Below are 20,807 nucleotides of genomic sequence, written 5' to 3'. Positions count from 1 at the left end.
GTTATTTACTCTACTTTTGCGGATAATGCTGTATAAATAATAACTAATACAATAATATTGAATATGACACTGATTGACGGAAAAGCAATTTCCGAACAAGTAAAGCAGGAAATTGCAGCGGAAGTAGCTGAAATAGTGGCGCGCGGCGGAAAGCGTCCGCATCTGGCAGCTATCCTTGTGGGGCATGATGGTGGCAGCGAAACCTATGTTGCAGCCAAAGTAAAAGCCTGCGAAATATGCGGATTCAAATCCTCGCTTATTCGTTATGAAGCCGATGTAACGGAAGAAGAGCTGCTGGCGAAAGTGCGCGAATTAAATGAAGATGCAGACATAGACGGCTTTATCGTGCAATTACCCTTGCCGAAACATATCTCGGAACAAAAAGTGATTGAAACCATTGACTACCGTAAAGACGTGGACGGTTTCCACCCTATCAATGTAGGACGCATGTCCATAGGGCTGCCCTGTTATGTTTCCGCAACCCCTAACGGTATTCTCGAATTACTGAAAAGATATAAAATAGAAACTTCCGGAAAAAAATGTGTAGTATTAGGACGCAGTAACATCGTAGGTAAGCCCATGGCTGCTCTTATGATGCAAAAAGCCTATCCGGGCGATGCCACAGTAACCGTTTGCCACAGCCGCAGCAAGGATTTGGTAAAAGAGTGCCAAGAGGCGGACATTATCATCGCAGCTTTGGGACAGCCCAACTTTGTTAAAGCAGAAATGGTAAAAGAGGGTGCGGTTGTCATAGACGTAGGTACCACCCGCGTACCGGACGCAACCAAAAAATCCGGTTTCAAACTGACCGGTGACGTTAAGTTCGACGAGGTTGCTCCAAAGTGTTCATTCATCACTCCTGTGCCCGGTGGCGTGGGACCGATGACAATTGTTTCTTTAATGAAAAACACCCTGTTAGCCGGGAAAAAAGCTATTTACCAATAGACAAAGGTAATGAAAGCGTTCATTGCCTCTATCTTTCTACTGTATAGCGTAGTCCTTTCTGCACAAAAAAGGATTACGCTATTATTTGTAGGAGATTTGATGCAACACCAGGCACAAATAGACGCTGCCCGTACCCCCGACGGAAAATACGATTATTCTTCTTGCTTTGCTCTCGTAAAGGAACAAATCTCCCATGCCGATATTGCAATCGGCAACCTTGAGGTGACTCTCGGCGGAAAGCCCTATCGGGGTTACCCTACTTTCAGTGCACCCGACGAATATCTGCAAGCTATTAAGGATGCCGGATTTGATGTTCTGCTCACAGCGAACAATCATTGTCTGGATCGCGGCAAGAAAGGGCTGGAACGAACGATTGCTCAAATAGACTCCCTTTCCATTCCTTATGCAGGCACTTACCGGAATGTAGCCGAACGCACACAGCGCTATCCTCTTTTTATCCGGAAAAAAGGTTTCTGCATAGCCATACTCAACTACACCTACGGCACTAATGGAATAAAGGCCACTCCGCCCAATATAGTCAATTACATCAATAAAGAAACAATATTAAAGGATATCCACAGTGCCCAGGCCGTACGTCCGGATGCCATTATAGCCTGCATGCACTGGGGAGAAGAATACCAATCACTCCCCAACCGGGAGCAACGCGAACTTGCCGACTGGCTATTGGAACAGGGCGTAATCCATATCATCGGCTCACATCCGCACGTAATCCAACCTATGGAATTGCGCGAGGACGGCAATCAGCAACACGCCGTCGTTTATTCCTTAGGAAACTTCATTTCCAATATGAGCGCGGCAAATACAGACGGCGGACTCATTTTCACCCTGCAACTGGAGAAATACCCTCTGCCCTCTCCTATTCATCCGCTACAAGGCAGATTAAGTTATTCACCCTTGCCCGACTCTTTTATCCCTTCTTTTCCATTCTCCCGAGTCGCACAATGCGGATACACCTTAGTATGGACTGCCCGTCCCACTCTTACCGGAGGAAAAAATTACATTTTATATCCGTCCTACTCTCCCATTGACCAACTGCCACAAGCAGCCCGTAACCGCCTGAATATCTTTACAAAGAACTCCCGAGAGTTCCTGTTCAAGCACAATACAGGAGTTTGCGAGAATAGCAAATAGCTATTTTTTCTTGAAAATATTCACCGAAATATTTGCAATATCAAAGTTTATCCCTATCTTTGCACCGCATTTAAGAAATGCACCAACATGGTGACTGTAGTTCAGTTGGTTAGAGCGTCAGATTGTGGTTCTGAATGTCGAGGGTTCGAGTCCCTTCAGTCACCCAAAAGAAATCCTTAATAGTCAATAGATTATTAAGGATTTTTTTCTTTACAAAGACAAACTTGATCAGATATGAAAATCCTCTGGATAGACCTAAATAGTTCTTATGCCCATTCCTCACTGGCGCTCCCCGCACTACACGCGCAGATAGCAGACGACACTTCCATCGAGTGGGCCTCCGTATCCTCTACAATCAATGAAAACATAGGAACTATTGTAGAGGAAGCCTACCGGCATAAGCCCGACATTCTTGCCGCTACGGCCTGGCTCTTCAACCACGAACAATTACTGCATATCACATCAAGGCTAAAAGCCTTGCTCCCTGAAACCTGCCTCATATTGGGTGGTCCGGAATTTCTCGGAGACAATGAATTCTTTCTACGTAAAAATCCTTTTGTGAACTGCGTATTCAGAGGAGAAGGAGAAGAAGCCTTTCCCCGGTGGCTGTCATGCTGGAACCATCCGGAACAGTGGAATACAATCTCCGGGCTGTGCTTCCTGGATTCTGATGCGCAATACAGAGACAACGGAACAGCCCGGGTTTTGAATTTCTCCGGACTCATTCCACCCGAAAAAAGCCGTTTTTTCAATTGGAGCAAGCCGTTCGTACAACTTGAAACCACACGCGGATGCTTCAATACATGCGCTTTTTGTGTCAGCGGCGGTGAGAAACCCATACGTACCCTCTCCATCGACAGCATCCGCCGGCGACTTCAAATCATCCACGAACATGGCATCAAAAACGTACGCGTACTCGACCGTACATTCAATTATAATGCACGCCGGGCAAAAGAACTGCTCCAACTGTTTTTAGAATTTCCCGACATACGTTTTCACTTAGAGATACATCCGGCTCTTCTTTCCGAAGAATTAAAAGAAGAATTGAGGCGGTTACCTCAAGGACTACTTCACCTTGAAGCAGGAATCCAGAGCTTGCGTGAGCCCGTTCTCAAACAAAGCCGCCGCATGGGTAAATTGTCCGATGCGTTGGCCGGATTGGAATTTCTCTGTTCACTCCCCAATATGGAGACTCATGCCGACCTCATTGCCGGACTTCCACTCTATCATCTCAATGAAATCTTTGAAGATGTATACACCCTTGCCGGATATAATGCGGGAGAAATACAGCTGGAATCGCTTAAGCTACTTCCCGGTACGGAAATGCGCCGACAGGCAGAAACACTTGGCATACATTACTCTCCTTTCCCGCCCTACGAAGTTTTAGAGACAAACGAAATCAGTGTTGGCGAGCTGCAAACAGCCCGCCAACTGTCCCGCCTTTTAGACGGTTTCTATAATATACCTGCCTGGCAAGCCCTAACCCGGGAACTAATATTGAACGACAAGACATTCTTGCATAAGTTCCTCGAATACCTGATACGGATAAATCTCATCGACCAGCCTATGAGCTTGGAAAAACGAGGACTTATACTTTACGAATACTGCAAACAAAACTGCCCAGAATATCAGACGCAAGCCAGCATTGCATGGATAGAAGCCGGCATGTCATTAAAAAAAGCCCCGGCAGAAAAAGCCAAAACCAAACATCAGGTACCACCGGAAAAGTGGGAAGTCATATACGGGCACTACAAAGACAGCCTCAGACTTTGCTTTCTCCCGACCGACGATAGCAGCCAAAGCGGCTATTGGTTTGGATTTGAGTCTGAAATTCAAAGAACTACTCCTGTGTTCAAAGCGAAAACTATTTCACAGCAATCACATCGAGCCACGCACGAATAGCCTTCTCGTCCGTACGATTGAGCAAACGTCCCTCCTTCCAGTTCAAGTCGGGGTAGGTTTTCTTCAATACAGTTGCGCTATTGCCAATCGAACTGCCTCCCGAAGTGGCAAATGGGACTACCGTCTTGCCTTTCAGGCTATGACCTTCTATGAATGTGTTGATAATTCGCGGAGCAAGGTCCCACCAGATAGGATAACCGATAAAAACCACATCATAAGTGCCGATATTTTCTTTTTTACTTTTGATTGCCGGACGCATCTTCGGATCGTTCATTTCAACCGAACTACGCGACCGCTTATTGTTCCAATCAAGATCTGCACTTGTATAAGGCTGTGCAGGAGCTATCGGATAGAGGTCTCCACCCACCGCTGCTCCCAACTTTTCTGCTGCGCGGGCTGTCGTACCGGTTGCCGAGAAATAGGCGACCAATATTTTGCTGTTCGAATGTTTACTGTTCATCTTCTGTTTTTGCTGTGCGCACATTACCGTAGTCATTCCGACTGTCATCAGCAGTGCAAATAGTAATTTATACATAGGAATTATTTTAGTTTATCATATTGTTCATCTGTTACCGGCTCCAGCCACTCATTGGAGGTGTTCTCACCGGAAACCTCGAATGCAAGATGTGCAAACCAGCTGTCGGATGCCGCACCATGCCAATGCTTCACACCTGCGGGAATATGGACAACCGTACCGGGAAGAATCTCCACCGCCGGTTTACCCTCTTCCTGATACCAGCCTCGTCCGGCTACACCGATAAGCATCTGGCCGCCGCCTTTTGTAGCTCTGTGTATGTGCCAGTTGTTGCGGCAACGCGGCTCGAATGTGACATTGGAAATGTTTACCTGCTCTCTCGAAACGGGTGCAAGATAACTGTTGCCAATGAAATACTGCGCGTATGCCGTATTCGGTTCACCTATCGGGAAAATCATCTCACGCTGGAATGCTGCCTTAGCATCCTCTCCGTTTGCATCTTCCGCCCACACATCCTTGGCAAGACGAAAAGCCGCCCATGCCTTTGGCCAACCTGCATAAAACCCGATATGCGTGATAATCTCCGCAATCTCCGTACGGGTGATACCGTTCTTTTTTGCCGACTGCAAATGAAATGTCAGCGAGCTGTCGGTAATGCCCTGACTGATGAGCGATGTAATTGTAACCAGACTGCGGTCGCGCAAGCCGAGTTTATCGGTACGGCTCCACACCTCACCAAAAAGGACATCATCGTTGAGTTCCGCAAATTTTGGGGCGAACTCACCCAACTGGTCGCGCCCTGCGGTTTGTACAATCTTTTTCTGTGCCATGACATTGACTGTAAAAAAAGTGAATACTGAAATTAAAATGATTCGGTTCATAATTCTCTATTAATGTATAATTCATTGTTGCAATTCAGATCTCATCCTTTGTCTCATTTCAAGTGCTCCTTGAAAAAAAGCTCTATCTTATCGAAAGGAATAATGTCCATACGGTCATACAAATCCGTATGCACAGCATCGGGAATAATCATCAGCTCCTTGTTATCCCCCTTCAATTTCTTGAAAGCATCTTCGCTGAAATACCGGGAATGAGCTTTCTCTCCATGGATAAGCAATACGGCGCTACGAATTTCATCACTATAAGCAAGGATTGGCGCATTGATGAAAGCAAGTGCCGAAGTCTGGTTCCACCCCAAACCGGAGTTAATGGAACGGGAATGATAGCCTCGTTTCGTTTTGTAATAATCGTAATAATCTTTCATGAACTGCGGTGCATCTTCGGCCGGTTCAGGATTCATTGTCGTGCAGGGGTAAGTACCCGTACGATAATCTTTTGTGCGTTGCGCATTGAGCTCCCGACGCATCCGGTAGCGTGCATCTGCATTGTCCGCTGCATCGAAATAACCGTTGGCATTGGCGCGGCTGATATCGTACATGGTAGAAGCCACCGTAGCCTTGATACGCGTGTCATTGGCCGCTGCATTGATAGCAAAGCCTCCCCAACCGCAAATGCCGAGTATGCCGATACGCTCCGCATCCACATCGGGACGTGTGGCAAGGTAATCCACTGCTGCCGAAAAGTCCTCCGTATTGATATCGGGTGAAGCCACACTGCGAGGTTGTCCGCTACTCTCACCCGTAAACGACGGGTCGAAAGCAATGGTCAGGAAACCCCGTTCGGCAAGTGTCTGTGCATACAGTCCTGACGATTGTTCTTTCACCGCACCAAACGGACCGCTGACTGCAATGGCCGGGAACTTATCGGCAACAGCGATTTTCGGTACATACAGGTCTGCAGCGAGCGTGATGCCGAAACGATTGACAAAGGTCACTTTACTATGGTCCACTTTGTCGCTCTTCGGAAATGTCTTATCCCATTCTTCCGTAAGTTTCAACTTTTCCATATTCCTGTTATTTTGCATGTTTTGTGCACGACTCTCCATCAGGCCTAAGAGAGAGAGGAAAGCTGCTGTAAAAAAGATTGTCCGTTTCATAACCGATTGATTCTTTTGATTACCAATGTTTTCTTTTCACATTGCAAAGTTACAGGAGATTATAGAAAGGATTGGTAGATGAATTACAGATGTTATAACCTCAATTACAGAAAATCTTGCGGAATAGTTACCGCTCATGCATCCGGGGTGTCTTAACCAAGAAGAGTGCCCGGAAAACAGCAACTTTCTCATCAGTGTGCGGAAATCTTTCAGCACACTGATTCTCTCACCCTCGCCGACACCGGAATTGCCACTGATTTCTTTGGCAACTCTTCCGTCAACATGGCTGCCTGTCCATACTTGTATGTGATGGTGAGAAAAACTTTCTTTGCAGAATTCTTGTCCGACAAGTCAGTGAGACGGTAATGTTTACGATACAAAATGTCATAATGTTCTTTTTATTAATGAATGCTTTGGTTTAATTATCTCTTTGTCAGCCGATTTAATAATATCGACTTGGGATGATTCATCAATGATCAGGTAGTCAAAAAGATATTCACCCAAAATACATGTTTTCAACGATAATGTAGAACTTAGTATTACAGGATAACGTTTAAAAAGTGATTAAACTTATAACAATAATCTTTTATGTTCTAACGGGTTACGATTCGCCAACTTGCAGATTTCTTTAGATTGCTCTGATTTGCTTTTTCAAATAATGCTTTTTATCCGGTACAAAGATCACAATTATTTGAACCTATGTTATTTCGTCTTTATTTTTGTGGCCGTTTTTTAAACATGGGTGTTTAATGCCTAAATCACACCTGCCAGTATATGATAAAAGAATAGCAATAGTATTGCCCCCATTCGTAATTTATGTTATAATGAAAGAGACGTTTTCGACAAGATCATAATTATAGAAGACAAGGCCCCCCCCTATTTAAGTTTGCATTTAAAATGATTCCGACTTTTTTCCTATTCTGACTTTTTTTGTATTTTTGCATCGGATTTCTCAATCAATAGTGCCCGAAATTCTGTTCTCATTTTTTAATATTCCCTGATGAGGCAGTTTGTAGCGCATTGTGGCAGATGTTGTGCTGTCCGGACTCTTATGGTTCATTATTAGTATTTCCGAGGGAATGAACAGAGGTTAACAGCTTATAGTTAACGGTTAGAGGAAAAGAATAATGAACAACAATACATCTATTTTTATTTCATGAACAAACTTATGGTTTATTCTGCTCTGGCTGTCGCCCTGATAGCCGGAGAGGCTTGTCTTGTGCCCATATATGCACAAGACAGGGCTGTGCAGGCGATGACACTCACGACACTTTACAATCTTGCTGACCAACAGAGCCAGAAGGTGAAGGTGAGTGAAGTGGCTTTGCGGGCAGCTAACGAAGGGTTGGCAGCGGCCAAATCGGCTTTGCTGCCGAGTGTGGATTTGAGCCTTCAAGGCAGTTATACGGGCAATGCCTTCATGTTGTCGCGAGGTTTTTCGGCTAATGGAACAACTGACTACATCGTACCGGGTGTGGGAGTTATTCCCGTTGCAAACGGCAAGCAAGACACACCTCATTGGGGAAACAGTTTTACGGCTCAGGTTGCACAAGTGGTCTATGCCGGTGGAGCTATCCGTTCGGGCATCCGTATGGCGGAATTGGGCAAGGAAATGGCAGAACTCGATGTGGAGAAGAACCGCCAGGAAGTGCGCTTCTTGTTGACGGGTTACTATCTTGACCTCTGTAAGTTAGGTAATCAGATGGAAGTGGTGCGCCAGAATATCGCACTTACGCAAAAGGAGATTGCCCAAATGAAAGCTCGCCATGAGCAGGGTACTGTTTTGCAGAACGACATCACTCGCTATGAATTCCAGTTGCAGAGTCTTGAACTCACACTGACAAAGCTCACCGATGCTTCTACCATCATCAACCATCAACTGGTAACAACACTTCATTTACCGGAACAGACGGTTATAGTTCCTGATAAGAACGAGCTCAACACAGAAATAAATGCACTCTCGGCAATCACTGCTCAAGATACGTGGCAGCAGACGGCGACAAGCAACAACCTTGGCATCCGTCAGTCGGAAGTGGCCGCAAATCTTGCAGAACAGAAGGTGAAGCAGGCAAAGGCAGAATCATTGCCTTCGGTGGCTGTCGTGGCAGAAAATCATCTCTTTGGTCCTTATACACAAGACCTCATCCCGAAAGATTGCAATGTAAACGTGTGGTTTGTCGGGATAGGCGTAAAGTTCAGCCTTGGCAGTCTTTGGAAGAACAAACATCACATCCGCAAGGCACGTACTGAACATCGGCAGTCAAAGGAAGCGCTCGCCTTGGCTCGTGAGGGTGTGGAAAATGCTGTACAGGCAAATTACACCAATCTCCTTACCTCCTACACCGAGGTGAAGACACAGCAGAAGCAGGTGGAACTTGCCAATCAGAACTACTCCGTGGTGCAGAATCGTTATCAAAACGACCTTGCACTCCTTACCGACATGGTCGATGCCTCCAACATGAAACTCTCTGCCGAAATGGCGCTGGTTAATGCCCGCATCAGCATGCTTTATAATTTCTATACACTCAAATACGTAACAAACACTTTATAATAATGGAAAAGAACAAGATACACATCTATTTATATAATGTGCTCATCGTGCTTTGCCTCTTGGGTGGAGCCGTTTATGTGGTGAGCCAGTTTATGCACTTCGGCAGTGGAGAATTTACCGACAATGCCCGTGTACGCCAGAACGTCGTGCCTCAGAGCAGTCGTGTGCAAGGCTTTATTCGCGAGGTACGTTTCGCGGATTTCCAGCAGGTAAAGAAAGGTGATACGCTCGTCATCATCGAGGATGCCGAATTTCGCTTGCGACTGGCCCAAGCCGAGACCAACCTTATCCGTGCCGAACAAGGTTCGCAGGGAACGGCAAGCAGCATCGTTACCACCAAGACAAGCATGACCGTTACCGAAGCCGGCATCGAATCCGCACGTGTACAGATGGAGAATGCTATGCGTGAGGATACCCGTTTCAAGAAGCTCCTCAGTCAGGATGCTGTCACCCGACAACAATATGATAAAGTACATACAGGCTATCTGAGTGCCAAGGCAGCCTACGAGCAGGCAGTTCGTTCACGTCAGATGCAGTCGGCTGTTATGACCGAACAAGGGCATCACCTTTCCGTTTCGGAGCAGGGCATCGAACTGGCTCGTCGTGCCGTCGACCTCGCCCGTCTCAACCTCTCCTATTGCTACATCATTGCCACTTGTAACGGTACCGTTGGCACGAAGGACATTCACGTAGGTCAGCTTGTCAATCCGGGCCAGACACTGGTAAGTATCGTTGACAATGGTGAACGTTGGGTTGAAGCGAACTATAAGGAAAGCCAGTTGCCTCACATCAAAGTGGGCAGTAAGGCTGAGATTACAGCCGATGCCGTTCCAGGTATACAATATACGGGGACGGTGGAACGCATCTCTGATGCTACCGGCAGTGCCTTCTCACTTATTCCCATAGACAATGCCACGGGCAATTTTGTAAAGGTCGAACAGCGCGTCACCGTACGCATCAAGCTCAATGAGAATGCTGATGTTGCCAGGCTTAAAAGCGGTTATAATGTGGAATGTATCATTGAGGAATAATGGGACAATTGACTGAATTCTTTATGAAGAGTGCCGGTGGCCCTCCACCCGGCATGGGCTTTTCCATGCCTATGATGAAGGGGTGGGTGCCTCGTCGTATACAGCCATGGCTGTACGTGCTGACCGCCCTTTGCTTCCAGTTCAGCGGTGGCATCTACCTCGGTGCACTGGATGGCATCCGTGGCACCACCAACTTTATGATCGAGGACATACTTTTCCTACTTTATGCCACCCTCGCGGGTATGGCTGTCTATTTTCCGATGCTCTTCCGCATGAAGTTCCGCTTCACCAACAAACAGTTGCTCTGTGGTTCTGCCATCGTTCTTGCCATATGCAATGTGCTGACGATGCATTGCCAGTCGATGCATGTGCTCATGATAGTGTGCTTCATAGCCGGAATGGCTAAGATACAGGGTACGTTTGAATGCATGAGCAACATCCAGCTTTGGATTACTCCCCGACGTGATTTTGCCGTTTTCTTCCCTGTGCTCCACATCATCCTGCTCACCGCCATCGAGGGTAGCGGATGGCTTGCCGCCTGGTTCGGTCATCATTTCACATGGCAGATGATGCACGTCTTCACCATCGGCACTATGTCGTTTGTACTGCTCACGCAGGCCATCTTCTGTCGTCCGTTTTGTCCCATGCCTCAACGTCTGTCGCTCAAAGGTATCGACTTTCAGGGAGCATTGCTCATCTGCGGACTGATGCTCGTGGTGTCGTACATTGTGGTGTACGGCGACTATTTCATGTGGTTTGATACCCTCCGCATACGCCTTCTGTTCGGTGCTGCCATTGTGCTTTTCGGCATTGTGCTCTACCGCCTGCGCTACTACCGTTATCCCTACATCGAGCTCAGTCTTTTTACACGTCGCAACGTTGTTCCCATTCTCATCGTCACCTTCTTTGCCGAACTCGCTTTCGGTGCTGAACACACGATGGAAGAGATACTTTACAGCGAAGTCATCCGGTTGGAGGAGCTGACCAAAGAGTCGCAGTATATGTGGGCACTTCCCGGCATGTACCTCGGTATCCTACTCGATCTCTATTGGCTGAAAGTCAGGAAATGGAAGGTGTGGAAACTTTTCGGCATTGCCTTCATCGGCATCGCACTCTATGGTATGCTGATGTACTTCACGCTTGACATAAACGTCAATATCGAACAGTACCGCTTTGCTATCTTCTTGCGAGGATTTGCGTATGCCATCCTTGCCCCAACATTGATGTGGGCTTTAGACGAATCGGTCCCAAGTCTTGAACAGTTCTTCATGGGCTTGTTCGTATTCAACATCCTCCACATGTATCTGGCAGGAGCGGCAGGTTATGGCATTTATACCACTATCTTCTCGCACTTTATGAACGACAACATGACGAGCTACGGACAGCAACTCACTCTCACACACTTGGATATGGCGCACTTCAACCTCGGAGAATACGTTAGCCACGATTTCCTGCACTCCATGATGATGGTGGCAATGAAACAGGTCTATGGCTATGTTATCTGGTTCGCTTTAGCCCTTGCCGCCCTCTTCCTGCTGTGCGACATTCCTGCTGTCCGCACAAATATCCGCAAAGTTCCCCGCTGGCCTGTTTATGCCATTGAGTATCTTGCGAGAAGGAAGTAAGAGGATGTTACACATCAAGGATGAGAGTGGCTCTTGTTTGGATTCACTCTCATCTTTGACATTCAGTCAGACAGAATTAATAAAAACGTTAAATATTTCACCCTTTAGAATTTGCCCTTTTAAGAATTACAAGCATATTTCCTGTTTATCACCTACAACTAAATGCCTGAAAACAAACCTGTGCAGAACGGTGCAATGCAGACTGTTCCATCCTTGTTTACTTGATTCTTTCTAATGTAGAAAAGAATCTTAAATGTACTTTTGCTCATATACCTTGTTTTTTATGTCCGTAACAATGGGCTTATAATTCCCATTGCAAAGGAACGATTAACAATTAGTTTATGAACGGACATCTAAGAGACAACAAGCGACAAATCAACAACTTAACATCAAAATCGTTACTATTTTATTTCGCTCAATTTTCAGTAACGATTTAGTAACACTACTTTGTCCAAACGGGGCATTTTCTTGTCTTTTGCTTGTCTGCCGACAAAATAAAAAAGTCCCGTAAAACCTTGATTTTACGGGACTTGTCTTAGCTTTTCCACTATTTGTCTTTAGTGTTCAGCGGAGAGACAGGGATTCGAACCCCGGGTGCCTCGCAGCACAACGGTTTTCAAGACCGCCGCAATCGACCACTCTGCCACCTCTCCAAAACTTCCTTTTCAAGAAGCGCTTCTCTATTAAAGCGGTGCAAAGGTAACACATTTTTTTTAATCCACAAATAAATCCTGAACAAAATAATTCAGGCATCATCAAAAACAAAATCATATTATGAAAAGAACAAATCATGAAAAACACAAAAACCATAACATGAAAAAAGTGACAAACCGCTAACACCTTTTCATCCAATATCCATCGCTACCTAATAATAGTTATTTTATGTTCTTCAGCATAAAAACTGTTCATTTCATAGTGCAATTACGGAAATATTTCCGTAATTTTGCGCCCTCTATAAGGATAACATATCTAATCACTTTCAAAAAAAATATTATGGAATTAAACAAAACCTTTATTGATGGGCTTTGGAACAAAGAAATCAATGTCAGTGATTTCGTTAGTAAAAACATCACACCCTACACCGGAGACGCCTCTTTCTTGCAGGGACCTACGGAACGTACCAAACGTATCTGGGACCTCTGTCTGAAAGCATTGGAAGAAGAAAGAGCCAACAACGGCGTTCGTTCACTAGACCATAAAACAGTATCTACCATTACCTCCCACAAAGCAGGCTATATTGATAAGGAGAATGAACTTATCGTAGGTTTGCAGACGGACGAACTGCTGAGACGCGCCATCAAACCTTTCGGTGGCATTAATGTCGTAGCGAAAGCGTGCCGCGAGAATGGTGTGGAAGTAGACGACAAAGTAAAAGACATCTTTACGCATTACCGTAAGACACATAATGACGGTGTATTCGACGTATATACTGAAGAAATCCGTTCATTCCGTTCTTTAGGCTTCCTCACCGGACTTCCCGACAACTATGCACGCGGACGAATTATCGGTGACTACCGCCGTCTGGCATTGTATGGCATCGACCGCCTCATCGAAGCTAAGCAAGAAGATCTGCATAACCTCACCGGCCCGATGACCGAAGCACGCATCCGCCTGCGCGAAGAAGTAGCAGAACAAATCAAGGCCTTGAAAGACATCAAGACCATGGGTGAATACTATGGCCTCGACCTCAGCCGTCCGGCCACATCTGCTCAAGAAGCTGTTCAATGGGTATATATGGCATACCTTGCAGCCGTAAAAGAACAGGATGGTGCAGCCATGTCACTGGGTAATGTCTCCTCTTTCCTTGACATCTATATCGAATATGATTTGGCTCATGGCAAGATTGACGAAACCTTTGCACAAGAGCTGATTGACCAGTTCATCATCAAGCTGCGCATGGTACGCCACCTGCGTATGCAGTCCTACAACGACATCTTTGCCGGAGACCCGACTTGGGTAACCGAAGCTATCGGCGGACGCTTCAACGACGGCCGCGTAAAAGTGACGAAGACCTCCTTCCGTTTCCTGCAGACATTATACAACCTCGGCCCGTCTCCCGAACCTAACATGACTGTGTTGTGGAGTCCCGAACTGCCGGAAGGCTTCAAAGACTTCTGTGCCAAAGTATCAGTGGATACCAGCTCCATCCAATACGAGAATGACAATCTGATGCGCGAAGTCCGCAATTGCGACGACTACGGCATTGCGTGCTGCGTGTCCTACCAAGCTATCGGCAAGCAGATCCAGTTCTTTGGCGCACGTGCCAATCTTGCCAAGGCCCTGCTGCTCGCCATTAACGGCGGACGCTGCGAAAACACCGGAACTGTAATGGTGAAAGGCATCCCCGTACTAACTAACGATACGCTGAACTTTGAGGAAGTAATGGCCAACTACAAAAAAGTGCTGACCGAAATTGCCCGCGTTTACAACGAGGCGATGAACATCATCCACTATATGCACGACAAGTATTACTACGAAAAAGCCCAAATGGCGTTTGTAGATACCGATCCACGCATTAATCTGGCCTATGGTGTGGCAGGATTGTCCATTGCCATTGACTCACTGTCCGCTATCAAATATGCCAAAGTAACGGCCCGCCGCAATGACATCGGCCTGACAGAAGGCTTCGACATCGAAGGCGCTTTCCCCTGCTTCGGCAATAACGACGACCGCGTAGACCACTTGGGTGTAGATTTGGTTTATTATTTCAGCGAAGAATTAAAGAAGTTGCCGGTTTACAAGAATGCCCGCCCCACCCTGTCACTGCTTACCATCACCTCTAACGTGATGTATGGCAAGAAGACAGGAGCCACTCCCGACGGACGCGCCAAAGGAGTTGCATTTGCTCCGGGAGCCAACCCGATGCATGGACGTGACAAGAACGGTGCCATCGCTTCTTTAAGTTCCGTAGCCAAACTGCGCTATCGTGACTCGCAAGACGGCATCAGCAACACCTTCTCTATTGTTCCGAAATCATTAGGCCCTACGGCAGAGGAACGAGTTGAGAACCTGGTTACGATGATGGACGGTTATTTCACCAAAGGCGCACACCATTTGAATGTGAACGTGCTGAATCGTGAAATGCTGGAAGATGCGATGGAGCATCCGGAAAAATACCCGCAACTCACAATCCGCGTTTCCGGTTATGCCGTAAACTTCGTGAAGCTAAGCCGCGAACATCAGCTGGAAGTTATCAGCCGTTCATTCCATGAGAGGATGTAATATGATAAACGTACATTCATACGAAAGTATGGGAACTTTCGACGGGCCGGGTCTCCGGCTCGTCGTTTTCCTTCAAGGGTGTCCTTTCCGCTGCCTTTATTGCGCCAACCCCGACACCATAGACTCCAAAGGCGGCATCCCCACTCCTGCCGATGAAATCCTGCAAATGGCGGTCAGCCAGAAAGCATTCTTCGGAAAGAAAGGGGGAATTACATTTTCCGGTGGAGAGCCCACATTGCAGGCAGAAAACTTGATACCTTTGTTCAAAGAGTTGAAAGCCAACGGCATCCACACCTGCCTTGACACCAACGGCGGCATCTGGAACGAAAAGGTGGAAGAACTGCTAAGCCTGACGGACTTGGTACTGCTTGACATCAAAGAGTTCAATCCCGAACGCCACCGCGCCCTCACCGGACGCAGCAACGAGCAGACCCTGCGTACGGCCGCCTGGCTGGAACAACAGGGACATCCGTTTTGGTTGCGTTATGTGTTAGTGCCGGGATACAGCGATTTTGAAGAAGACATACGCAGCATGGGCGCACAGCTTGGCAAATACCAAAGCATACAACGGGTGGAGATACTCCCTTACCACCGTCTGGGAGTGCACAAATACGAAGCGATGGGCTGGGACTACCAACTGAAAGAGGTCGTAGAGAATACGCCTGAACAATTGCAGCGAGCCGAGCGACTGTTCAAAGAATACTTTCCCACAGTGGTGGTAAATTAGGAAAGTATTCCAACAAAATGAAGAATAGGGAAGGGCTTCATCAGTAAGTCAACCGTATCCCCCCCTGTAATGTGAAGTTGCAGGGGTTTTCTTTTCTTATCGTCTGGACATCAGAACCGTCATCAAAGAAATAAGACACTCCCGGTTCCACGTAGACACCCACCCTCCTGCTTATATTATACTGTGCGCCCACTGCTCCCATTACGGAGAATTGCAGCGGTTTCACCGTTTCGCTCTCACTGCCAATCTTGCCATAGACACATTTCTCCATAGCCCCTCCTGCAGAGACATACATGATAAAAGATTTTTTGTCAACGAAGTTCCAGTTTGCCCGCAACGGAATTCCCAAGTAATGCAGTTTCTGGCTCACCTTCTCCGAACTTTCCACAAACTTCACATCCGAAGCAAGATACGTATACGTCAAGCCGGTCTCCACCGAAAAGCCCCTTGCAAGCCCCTTGCGCACTGAAAAGCCGAAAGACAAAGGCTGTTTATGGTCTATATCCACAATCTGTTCCGAATTCCTCATCAGATAGGGCATGCCGTTCTTGAACACAAGCGCCTGCCCTTCCGGAACATCCATGATGCCATTGGCTATTGTGCTAAGATCTACTTTTCCACCGGAGTATCCGAAGTTCGGATCGCTTTGCATCAACCCTCCTCCACCGATACTGTTTCCTGAGATTAATCCACCCGTATTTCCCACAGCCAGTCCAACCGACCAGCCGCCCGACTTCTTCTTTTTTCTGTCGCCAACAGGCAGTTGCAGTTTGTCCCTGCCCGACGGACGGCGGCGCTCCACCTTCCGGTTCTCCGTACCGCTATTCCCGGCGGCAGTCGTCCCGGCTTCCTCTTTCTCTACCGATGGCGTTTGTTCCGATGCCTCTCCTTGTATTTCCGGTTCCGCATCCAAAGGCTGCCGGGATTCCGTTTGCCGGTCCGTTTCGGCAGCAACATTCAGTTCTTGCGCCAGCAGAGAACGGCGGTTTGTTCCGCCCGGCGCAGCAGTTTGTCCTTGCGCCCGGTAATCGGGTTCCGCAACCTCTGTGCGCATCTGGGGAGCCTGCCTGCCCGGCAACTCATCCGGAACAACCGCCAGCGTCGGCGTGGCCGTATTCCGCATTTCCTCTCCCACAGGGCTTTGCAATAGCCATATACTGACAGAAGACACCGCTGCAAGCAACACCGCAGCCGCTGCCACAGCCCAGCGCCGGAAAGGAATGATGCGCCGCTTCGGCTTGGAAGCAGGCATATCCTTCTCCAATCGTTCCCAACCGGAAACGGGTAGCGGCTCAGAGTAGTCCTCCAACCGTTCCTTTATCTTTCGCATCCACAATTCATCTTCCATACGCTTCTTCATTTATGCATTCTTTTTCATCCACTCCTTCACTTTCGCTGCCAAAGCTGCTTTGGCGCGTACCAGTTGCGAGGCTGATGATTTTTCATTAATACCCAGTAACCGGGCAATCTCCTTATGAGATTTATCTTCAAAAATAAACAAGTTGAATACAGTGCGGTAACCTGCCGGAAGCTCACTGATGAACTGCATCAGCACCTTTTGAGGAATAGTGTCCACTGCTGCGGCATCCGGTTCTTCGTATGCCTCCGGCACGTCATCCAAAGCAGCAGACTGGCTCATCACATCGTTCTTCCGCAAATACTGCAATACGGTATTCACCATAACACGTTCCATCCAAGCCCGCAAAGATCCTTCTCCCCGCCAAGTGAACTTATCGAAAGAGTCGAAGAGCTTCAGGAAACCGTCGTGCATCAAATCCTGCGCAGTCTCCCGGTCACCGGCATAACGCAAACATACGCCGAGCATCCGCCCTGCATATCGCTCATACAGTTCTTTGCGGGCAAGATTGTCGCCTTGCCTACACCGTTCTGCCAATACCTGTTCTTCCATTCTCTCTTCCAACACGTGTTTACCTTATAAATACAATGCGCACAAAAATACTGCATCCGACAGAGAAGAAAATCACTCTTTGTTTTCTTTAACAGTAGGATAAGCAGTATTTGTGCAGTTCCGGCATTTTCCGAATACAAAATCGAGTTAAAAACCAAAGAATAAAACCTCTGACTTATGAAAAAGTTAAAAACGACATTTGTCACATTTCTGCTATTGCTCACAACGATGCCCATGCTGCAATCCTGTCTGGATGATGATTGGAACGGCAGTGCAGCTTCATCACTCGCCATCGGAACCGTACGCATCGTCGATGGAAAAGACTATTACTTCGCACTGGACGAAGGAACCAAAATGTTTCCCGGCGACACCACTCGGGTAAACAACTATGCACTGGTAGAGGGCCAGCGCGCTTTCGTGTACTTCAACCTGCTGGACGAGAAGGTAGACGGATACGACTACAATGCCCAGATCAACCATGTAGAGAATATCCTCACAAAAGACATCTATTTCATGCCTGCCGAAAAGGCCGACAGCATCGGCGATGACCGCATCAATATAACCAACATGTGGATTGCAGACAACTACCTGAACATCCAGTACCAACTGTATTACAGCGGAAATCCCGACAAGAAGCACATGCTGAACCTCGTGGTGAACGAGGCTTCCGACGGCAAGAACGACAAAGAGGGATACATCACGCTCGAATTTCGTCAGAACGCCTATGATGACGAGCCCAACATACCCGGTCCGGGCATCGTTTCGTTCAAACTGGACAAAATTGCAGATCAGATGGCGGGCAAAACCGGACTTAACATCCGCGTAAGAAGTGTGTACGACGGTGAGCGCTATATGACTATCGACTTTGCAGAGTGAAAAGAAAGGCGTATCTTTGCAGCCGATTTCACAAAAAACACTTTCTATGAAAAAAGGACTGCTATACGCCATATTGGCATCTGTACTGTGGGCTATCGTAAACCCGTTTATCAAACAAGGGCTCAGTTATGACTTCACTCCGATGAATTTTGCCGGCATCCGTTTCACCAGTGTCGGCATTTTGCTGTTTGCCTATACCTGGCACAAAGGCATGTGGGAGGAAATCAAGCGGCACCGCAGGCTGTTCCTCAACCTGATTTTCATCAACATGCTCATGGGATACACCGCTTTCTACTTCGGAGTGGATTTTGTGAGCGGAGCCATATCATCTATCATTATGGGCATGACGCCGCTCATCAATGTGCTGCTTGCCCACTTGCTGGCGAGCAACGACAAGCTGAACGGTTACAAGATAGTCAGTCTCATTGTCAGCCTTGCGGGACTGCTGCTGATAGTGGGAACAGGCAGCGATGGCGAGCCTTTGGATTGGAAAGGCATCACAGGCATTGTCCTGTTGCTGCTCAGCATCATCTTTCAGGGATATTCCGCCATCTCCGTATCCGAGGAGAAAGACAAGGTCAACCCCATTTTCCTGAATGCCGTACAGATGTTTTTTGGTGGCGCACTTATCTACATCATAGGGCTAAGTACGGAAGGCTACCACTCTTTCATCGGCAAACCTGCCGGATTTTATATCAGTCTGGGCATTCTGGTGTTCATTTCCGTATTCGCATTCAGCTTCTGGTTTATGGCGCTGCAAAGCAAGGGCGCAAAAGTCAGCGACATCAATATGTGCCGTCTCATCAACCCCATTCTCGGAGCAGTGTTAAGCTGGATAATGCTTGCAGGCGAATACCCCACTTTCAGTACGGTGGCCGGAATGTTGATTATCGTCAGCTCACTGGTTATTTACTTCAAAGGGGCGGAAATTGCAAAATACTTCAGTACGCGGAAGCGGTAAAGGAAAAGGAATAAAGGGGGAGGTTCTCCCCCACTGAACTCTCTCTCAGGTGTTCCATAAGAACAATCAGAATAATTTCCCCCAGGATAAATTAAAGAAATAATTTATCAATAGCACATTACCGGCTTATTAGCGCAACGCTGTCAGTTCATTAGAATTAAATCATAAGTTTATTAGGAGTAAACCATTAGTTTATTGGGAATAAACTACCAGTTTATTAGGATTAAATTATCAGTTTATAATCAATAAACTAAAATAAACTCATAATAGATTGATTAGTAATCTATTTCATTACAAAATCTTGCTAACTTTGCCCGAATCAAAAACAACTAAGAAACATGGAAAAGAAGAAAAAAAAGATCCTTCTCGGAATATTGATATTTATCTCGATTATAGGCATCGCAGGTGCAGGTGCGGTGTATTATTACCTGTTTGCCCCACAATTTCATCCGCAAAAGACAGCCTATATCTATATCGACCGCGATGATACGGCAGATTCCATATATAATAAGGTGAAAGCACAAGGAAATCCCCGCAGCTTCATCGGCTTCAAATGGATGGCGCAATGGCGTGACTATCCCCACAACATCCACACCGGACGCTATGCCATACGCCCCGGCGAAAACACCTATCACGTATTCAGCCGCTTATACAGGGGCTACCAAGAACCGCTGAACCTGACCATAGGAAGCGTACGCACGCTGGACAAACTGGCACGTAGCGTAGGAAGGCAACTGATGATCGACTCCGCCGAAATAGCCCGGACAATGAACGACTCACTGTTCCGGCACAAACTGGGATACAACAAAGAGACAATGGCCTGCCTCTTCATTCCCGAAACCTATCAGGTGTACTGGGACATGAGCGTAGAGGATTTCTTCAAGCGGATGCGGAAAGAACATCAGAGATTCTGGAACCAAAAGCGGCTCGACCAAGCCAAAGCCATCGGTATGACCCCGGAAGAGGTGTGCACACTTGCCTCTATCGTCGAGGAAGAAACCAACAACAATCCGGAGAAACCTATGGTGGCCGGCCTGTACATCAACCGTCTCCATGCCGGCATGCCACTGCAAGCCGACCCCACCGTAAAGTTTGCACTGCAAGACTTCGGGCTGCGCCGGATCACCAATGATCACCTCACCATCGACTCGCCCTACAACACCTACCGCAATCCCGGCCTGCCCCCCGGCCCCATCCGCATCCCCTCGCCTGTCGGTTTGGATGCTGTGTTGAACCATGCCAAGCATAATTACATCTATATGTGCGCCAAAGAAGACTTCTCCGGCACGCATAACTTCGCATCCAACTATGCCGACCACATGAAAAATGCAAGAAAATATTGGAAAGCCTTAAACGAAAGAAAGATTTTCAATTAATATTATAATAAAATAAAAGCAAAAAACTATATTTGCGATTATTATTAAAATCATGACTA

The 20,807-nt window shown here is 47.1% G+C and carries 17 protein-coding genes and 2 tRNA genes; 13 read left to right on the top strand and 6 right to left on the bottom strand.

Annotated elements, in window-relative coordinates; genetic code table 11:
- Nucleotides 1-63 precede the first annotated feature (63 nt).
- From folD to NQ546_RS09545, 4 genes are all read left to right on the top strand, one after another.
- The gene (gene folD / locus NQ546_RS09560; protein ID WP_004289917.1) at nt 64-945 is read left to right on the top strand and encodes a bifunctional methylenetetrahydrofolate dehydrogenase/methenyltetrahydrofolate cyclohydrolase FolD; all 882 of its coding nucleotides are present in this window, start codon (nt 64-66) and stop codon (nt 943-945) included.
- A gap of 9 nt (nt 946-954) precedes the next feature.
- Nucleotides 955-2,097, top strand: a complete 1,143-nt coding sequence (locus NQ546_RS09555; RefSeq protein ID WP_004289916.1) for a CapA family protein — start codon at nt 955-957, stop codon at nt 2,095-2,097.
- 90 nt (nt 2,098-2,187) lie between these two features.
- A tRNA-His gene (locus NQ546_RS09550) sits at nt 2,188-2,261 on the top strand.
- Between the two features lie 70 nt (nt 2,262-2,331).
- Nucleotides 2,332-3,999, top strand: a complete 1,668-nt coding sequence (locus NQ546_RS09545; protein WP_004289915.1) for a B12-binding domain-containing radical SAM protein — start codon at nt 2,332-2,334, stop codon at nt 3,997-3,999.
- Here the strand turns inward: NQ546_RS09545 and NQ546_RS09540 are convergent.
- Genes NQ546_RS09540 through NQ546_RS09530 form a run of 3 tightly spaced genes read right to left on the bottom strand, consistent with a single transcriptional unit; the run spans nt 3,962 to nt 6,470 of the window.
- Nucleotides 3,962-4,534, bottom strand: coding sequence for a flavodoxin (locus tag NQ546_RS09540; protein ID WP_004289914.1), 573 nt, complete (start codon nt 4,532-4,534; stop codon nt 3,962-3,964). The genes NQ546_RS09545 and NQ546_RS09540 overlap by 38 nt on opposite strands.
- 5 nt (nt 4,535-4,539) lie before the next feature.
- A complete protein-coding gene (locus NQ546_RS09535) occupies nt 4,540-5,355 on the bottom strand; it encodes a carboxymuconolactone decarboxylase family protein (protein WP_004289913.1) in 816 nt (271 codons plus the stop codon).
- Nucleotides 5,356-5,408: 53 nt separating this feature from the next.
- The gene (locus NQ546_RS09530; protein ID WP_004289912.1) at nt 5,409-6,470 is read right to left on the bottom strand and encodes an alpha/beta hydrolase; all 1,062 of its coding nucleotides are present in this window, start codon (nt 6,468-6,470) and stop codon (nt 5,409-5,411) included.
- 165 nt (nt 6,471-6,635) lie between these two features.
- On the opposite strand from NQ546_RS09530, the gene NQ546_RS09525 reads away from it, so the two are divergent.
- The 4 genes from NQ546_RS09525 (at nt 6,636) to NQ546_RS09510 (ending at nt 11,677) form a co-directional block, all read left to right on the top strand.
- Nucleotides 6,636-6,836 carry a hypothetical protein gene (locus NQ546_RS09525; protein WP_147293901.1) on the top strand — a complete coding sequence of 67 codons (201 nt, stop codon included), beginning with the start codon at nt 6,636-6,638 and terminating at the stop codon, nt 6,834-6,836.
- A gap of 802 nt (nt 6,837-7,638) precedes the next feature.
- Nucleotides 7,639-9,021, top strand: coding sequence for a TolC family protein (locus tag NQ546_RS09520; RefSeq protein WP_081446760.1), 1,383 nt, complete (start codon nt 7,639-7,641; stop codon nt 9,019-9,021).
- Nucleotides 9,022-9,023: 2 nt separating this feature from the next.
- Nucleotides 9,024-10,052, top strand: a complete 1,029-nt coding sequence (locus NQ546_RS09515) for an HlyD family secretion protein (protein ID WP_004289908.1) — start codon at nt 9,024-9,026, stop codon at nt 10,050-10,052.
- Nucleotides 10,052-11,677 carry a hypothetical protein gene (locus NQ546_RS09510; RefSeq protein WP_004289907.1) on the top strand — a complete coding sequence of 542 codons (1,626 nt, stop codon included), beginning with the start codon at nt 10,052-10,054 and terminating at the stop codon, nt 11,675-11,677. The genes NQ546_RS09515 and NQ546_RS09510 overlap by 1 nt, the downstream gene beginning before the upstream one ends.
- Nucleotides 11,678-12,245: 568 nt before the next feature.
- Here the strand turns inward: NQ546_RS09510 and NQ546_RS09505 are convergent.
- A tRNA-Ser gene (locus NQ546_RS09505) sits at nt 12,246-12,330 on the bottom strand.
- Between the two features lie 340 nt (nt 12,331-12,670).
- Here NQ546_RS09505 and pflB point away from each other — a divergent pair.
- Together pflB and pflA are read left to right on the top strand one after the other, a co-directional pair.
- Nucleotides 12,671-14,899 (top strand): formate C-acetyltransferase, encoded by a 2,229-nt coding sequence (pflB, locus tag NQ546_RS09500; protein WP_004294843.1) that lies wholly within the window; start codon nt 12,671-12,673, stop codon nt 14,897-14,899.
- 1 nt (nt 14,900) lies between these two features.
- Nucleotides 14,901-15,626, top strand: coding sequence for a pyruvate formate-lyase-activating protein (pflA, locus tag NQ546_RS09495; protein WP_039953172.1), 726 nt, complete (start codon nt 14,901-14,903; stop codon nt 15,624-15,626).
- Nucleotides 15,627-15,666: 40 nt separating this feature from the next.
- Here the strand turns inward: pflA and NQ546_RS09490 are convergent, their stop codons facing one another.
- Entirely contained in the window at nt 15,667-16,986 is a 1,320-nt protein-coding gene (locus tag NQ546_RS09490) for a porin family protein (RefSeq protein ID WP_004289904.1), read from the bottom strand.
- Complete coding sequence (locus tag NQ546_RS09485; protein WP_004289903.1) at nt 16,987-17,535, bottom strand: RNA polymerase sigma factor; 549 nt, start codon at nt 17,533-17,535, stop codon at nt 16,987-16,989.
- A gap of 177 nt (nt 17,536-17,712) precedes the next feature.
- On the opposite strand from NQ546_RS09485, the gene NQ546_RS09480 reads away from it, so the two are divergent.
- The 3 genes from NQ546_RS09480 (at nt 17,713) to mltG (ending at nt 20,748) form a co-directional block, all read left to right on the top strand.
- Complete coding sequence (locus NQ546_RS09480) at nt 17,713-18,411, top strand: NigD1/NigD2 family lipoprotein (RefSeq protein ID WP_004289902.1); 699 nt, start codon at nt 17,713-17,715, stop codon at nt 18,409-18,411.
- A gap of 46 nt (nt 18,412-18,457) precedes the next feature.
- Nucleotides 18,458-19,372, top strand: coding sequence for a DMT family transporter (locus tag NQ546_RS09475; RefSeq protein ID WP_004294847.1), 915 nt, complete (start codon nt 18,458-18,460; stop codon nt 19,370-19,372).
- Between the two features lie 338 nt (nt 19,373-19,710).
- The gene (gene mltG / locus NQ546_RS09470; RefSeq protein ID WP_004289900.1) at nt 19,711-20,748 is read left to right on the top strand and encodes an endolytic transglycosylase MltG; all 1,038 of its coding nucleotides are present in this window, start codon (nt 19,711-19,713) and stop codon (nt 20,746-20,748) included.
- Nucleotides 20,749-20,807: the final 59 nt, after the last annotated feature.

This window comes from Bacteroides eggerthii (genome assembly GCF_025146565.1).
Classification (GTDB): domain Bacteria; phylum Bacteroidota; class Bacteroidia; order Bacteroidales; family Bacteroidaceae; genus Bacteroides; species Bacteroides eggerthii.
Note: the sequence above shows the minus strand (reverse complement) of the source record. Positions and strands in the feature narration are given on the sequence as shown.